The following is a 2,285-nucleotide window of genomic DNA, read 5'->3' as shown; positions in this document are numbered from 1 at the left end:
CAGACCGGCACACGCGTCGGCGAAACCACAATACCGGCCGCGATCACGCTTCACGAGGGGGATTTCGGCAGCAAGGCGGTGATCGTGCTCAAGGTCTTCAAGACCTTTTCGGTCGATAGCGACCTCACCTTCACGGTAGTCGAACGGCCCGCCATCGGCTCCGTCCTCGTGCTCGGCCGCCCCGGGGACGAGGCCGAGCTCGTCCATGTCGCGGCCAACCGTCAGGCCGCCGATGAATGGTTGTCGCGGAACGGCTATCCAAATGCCGTGCTTCGTGAGGTGACCGCCGACAAGGCCGCGGCCGATCAGGTCGAGGGGAGGACGGCATGATCCGTTCCTTGCAATTTCACCCTCGACCAGGCGGAACGCCGGACCAGTCGGATGTTCGTTTCGGCATCAGCGCCGAAGGGTTTTCCGTGGCGCGCGTCGATGACACTGTCTTTGCCATGCTGCCGGGGCGCAGCGGCCAGTATTTCCTCGCCACATGCTGGTGCGCGCGCCGGCCGCTGGCGGAACTCACCCGCAATGACTTCTACGGGCATGGTGGCCAACTCGCGGACGAGCCGGAATTCAGGGCAAAGGTGCTCGAGCAGGCCGAGCACCAGCGCGAGAAGCGCGCGCTCGGCCGCCGGGAAATCCGCTCCCGCGCCCATACGCCGTGGGGACCCTCCCAGGGTGCGACGGTCTTTGCCGAGGGCATCGTCTGCCATTCGACCGCCGGGCACGGCGGTTTCCATCTCTCGGCCGACCGCAATGCCAGTGTCGACTTCCGGCTCCGAAAAAGGGACAGCTGGTACGAGGAAGACGCCGAATGGGCGATCGTTGTGATCACCTTCCCGCACCTGTTCACCGGATTCGAACGGCGATGTGCCGAGCAAACACTGAAGGACTCCTGGCCGGACGCCTGGGAGGGGATCTTCGGAACCGTTCTGCAGCCCGGCGAATCCCGCGAAAAGGATCGCCGGGCATTCGAGGCGCGGCATGCGGGTGACTGGGTCGTCGTGTCGGCGATCAGATCAGAGCACCACGATGGTTTTATTGAGGTGATCGCCACGCTCGGTGGAGGCCGTGGTGAGGGCCTCGAGCGCCAGCGCTTTCTGGTCGCGGCCAGTGAGTACGAGGTTGGCCGATTCGGCTTCGTCGTCGATCCGGCGCGCCACGCATCCTGTGACGGACCCTCGAGCTTTGTCGCCTGGGGGCGGTGATGTCCATTCCATGGAAGGCCATAGCCGTCCGCTTCGGCTGGCGGGCTGTGTTCGAGATGGAGGGCGCGCATCCCCGTCTCATCATTCACCACAAGCGGCATCGCCATCGCTTCACAGGCGCCGATGCCTGGAAGCATGCGGTGTTCGTTTCGATCCGCAAGCCCCGCTTCAACAACCTAGCACGGAGATTCAACCGATGACCAAGCCCGACGATCTTGCCGCTGGACACTACGTCGCGACAGCCACCGTTTACAGCAACCGTCGCAACCTCTTCTTGATGAAACCAGGACGAGAGCGGCACATTGCCACGCTCGTCTCTGGCTCCCGCACGAAGATCGAACAGTTCGACGACGACTGCGAGCTCATTGTCACGGCGTTGGCCGCCTATGACGCCCGATCCGATCGAGACTGAGCCGGGCCGGTGCACGCTTCCACCACCACTTTGCCAATTCACGGAGGCTCATATGCCCGTCTTCACAATCGAGACCACCTATCATCTTCCCGTCTATCGCCAGCGGGTCTATGAGGCGGAAACACTGGAAATGGCCTGCAAACTCGCACTTGAGGACGAAGACTGGCAGGACGAGGAAACCGACATCGACGCCGCTGGCGAGAGATATGTCACTGGGGCGTGGGAAGGGTCGGAAGCCTATTCGGGCCCTGCGTTTGCGATACCGGAACGGTTCGCGGAAACAGTGCAACGCAAAGCCGAGCTGTTCGATGAGCTGCTTGAGGTTCTCAGGGAACCCGCCCGTGTCATGGATCTCACGCGCGATCAATTCGCCCACTGATTGCCGCGCGCTCTGGGCGTGATTGCAAAAGCTGACCGGATTATCGGGGGCGCCAAATAGGGCGTGTCGTACCGTTCCTTTCGACTCGGGCTTGCACCTGGGTCGCGTCAAGGATCGCCGATTGCCGGAGGGCCCCGTTAGCGAGGGTCATGATGCTTTCTTTCGTGGCCAGCTTCGGTGGAACGCCACCCCTGCCGGCCTCCCTTCGGTTCTGGCTTCGGTCCTAAACCGGCGGCCGGAGCCTTCAAGGCCGCTGGCGCGCCGCGGAGCGGCCATGCGCACCAGCCTC

The 2,285-nt window shown here is 63.3% G+C and carries 5 protein-coding genes; all 5 read left to right on the top strand.

The window, feature by feature from the left end; all coding sequences use genetic code 11:
- Positions 1 to 330, top strand: a 330-nt coding sequence (locus NYR58_RS20250; RefSeq protein WP_261522928.1) for a hypothetical protein, incomplete at its 5' end; no start/stop codon positions are given.
- A complete protein-coding gene (locus NYR58_RS20245; protein WP_261522927.1) occupies positions 327 to 1,205 on the top strand; it encodes a DUF7007 domain-containing protein in 879 nt (292 codons plus the stop codon). The genes NYR58_RS20250 and NYR58_RS20245, both read left to right, overlap by 4 nt.
- Positions 1,205 to 1,405, top strand: a complete 201-nt coding sequence (locus NYR58_RS20240) for a hypothetical protein (protein WP_261522926.1) — start codon at positions 1,205 to 1,207, stop codon at positions 1,403 to 1,405. The genes NYR58_RS20245 and NYR58_RS20240 overlap by 1 nt, the downstream gene beginning before the upstream one ends.
- Entirely contained in the window at positions 1,402 to 1,617 is a 216-nt protein-coding gene (locus tag NYR58_RS20235) for a hypothetical protein (protein WP_261522925.1), read from the top strand. Before NYR58_RS20240 ends, NYR58_RS20235 begins: the two co-directional genes overlap by 4 nt.
- Positions 1,618 to 1,669: 52 nt before the next feature.
- Positions 1,670 to 1,996: a hypothetical protein gene (locus NYR58_RS20230; RefSeq protein ID WP_261522924.1), complete on the top strand. Its 327-nt coding sequence runs from the start codon at positions 1,670 to 1,672 to the stop codon at positions 1,994 to 1,996.
- Positions 1,997 to 2,285: the final 289 nt, after the last annotated feature.

It is taken from the genome of Chelativorans intermedius, assembly GCF_025398255.1.
In the GTDB taxonomy this organism is placed as follows: Bacteria; Pseudomonadota; Alphaproteobacteria; order Rhizobiales; family Rhizobiaceae; genus Chelativorans; species Chelativorans intermedius.
Note: the sequence above shows the minus strand (reverse complement) of the source record. Positions and strands in the feature narration are given on the sequence as shown.